Genomic DNA, 1,338 nt, shown 5'->3' on the forward strand with positions numbered 1-1,338 from the left:
CTCAAGCGAATCAACAGGAATAGGAGATATCAGTGAGAACTCGTTTAATGCACTACCTGCGGAGTTTAAGAACATCTGTAGTCGCGCTGCTGTCAGTATCGCTAGTTGCCTGCTCAGATTACACCAGTGATGCGGACGATTGGGACGCATTTGAACATTTTGCAAAGCAGGACCGGAAGGGAGAAAGGATTAACTGCGGTGCGCTTATCGATACACGAGTTAAAAAGAGGTTAGGTCGAGAGCAATGGACTGACAACCTAATCGACTACCTCTATCAATCCGATTACTCTTTTTCGCAGTGCGAACGAGAAATAGATGAGTTTGTGCATGCATTCTGTGAACGCCGTACACGTTCTGCTGTGGATCGTGCCACTTCCGGGGGTGGTGTGGTGGGTCAAGTATACAGAGATGTCTGCGATGCGCAGTTTAGATCAGCACTTTCCGAGATCTCATATAGGTATATGCTACCTGAAGTCGAGGGTGGAATTCTACGCTTAGAAGACAATGGGGTCATACTTGCCCCTTCGAGCGTAAGGAATATCGAGTTTGGACAAACCATCAGGGACGCACTTTGGTACATAGCAATCGTCACCGATGATAGGAAGCACTGGCTTTACTATGGCAATAGTGCGCAGTGGGAGACTGCCAAATCAGAACTCGCGACGGTGCTCAGCCACCGTCATTGCAGTAGAAGTGTCGAACTCTCCAAGCCTTTCATGGCAGCCGCAGAGCGTACGCTACCGGAAGAGACATTTACCAAAATAGAAGCGCGAGCGGCTGAAATGCTGCAATCGGAGTGACTGGATTATGACTGACGAAAACTTTAACTGGCATGGATTTACATCAATCAGAGCGATACGGGCCACTCTTGAGCGTACAAGAAGCGAACAATCCACTCGCGAAGCCTTGTTGGCTAACCCGGCGATGATGGCCGAAAAGGCTCTCGATGTAGGAGAATCTGTACCCGACCTTCACAATTTGGTGAGTAAAAACTACGCCAACGCAAAGCATGTTGCTGAACGATTGGAACATTTTCTCGAAAGCGACGAAGCGCTTGCGCAAGAAGCACTAGAAAAAGAAAGAAGCTCTAAAATCAGTTTTAATGATCTAGATCTCAATGACCTCGGTGAAGTTGTCGGGGAAGCAATCGATGCGGAGTACGAGGACATCGGGCCTAGTGGGCCATCAATGGGACCATGAGGGATAATTGGAGTATGTATAAGGCACTGGGTCAGAAGCTAGCTACGGACAAAGGGGGATGGCTGTGATCAAACGCAAAGCATTGAAGAATGTGGCTATTGGATTGTTGACTGGATTGGGTGTCGCCCCCCTTCTCAC

2 protein-coding genes are annotated in these 1,338 nt (G+C 48.5%); both read left to right on the forward strand.

The window, feature by feature from the left end; all coding sequences use genetic code 11:
* Window positions 1-32 precede the first annotated feature (32 nt).
* Window positions 33-800 (forward strand): hypothetical protein, encoded by a 768-nt coding sequence (locus RBH33_RS17675; protein ID WP_306733548.1) that lies wholly within the window; start codon window positions 33-35, stop codon window positions 798-800.
* Between the two features lie 7 nt (window positions 801-807).
* Entirely contained in the window at window positions 808-1,200 is a 393-nt protein-coding gene (locus tag RBH33_RS17680) for a hypothetical protein (protein WP_306733549.1), read from the forward strand.
* The last annotated feature ends 138 nt before the right edge of the window (window positions 1,201-1,338 follow it).

The organism is Marinimicrobium hydrolyticum (genome assembly GCF_030848505.1).
Classification (GTDB): domain Bacteria; phylum Pseudomonadota; class Gammaproteobacteria; order Pseudomonadales; family Cellvibrionaceae; genus JAVDDU01.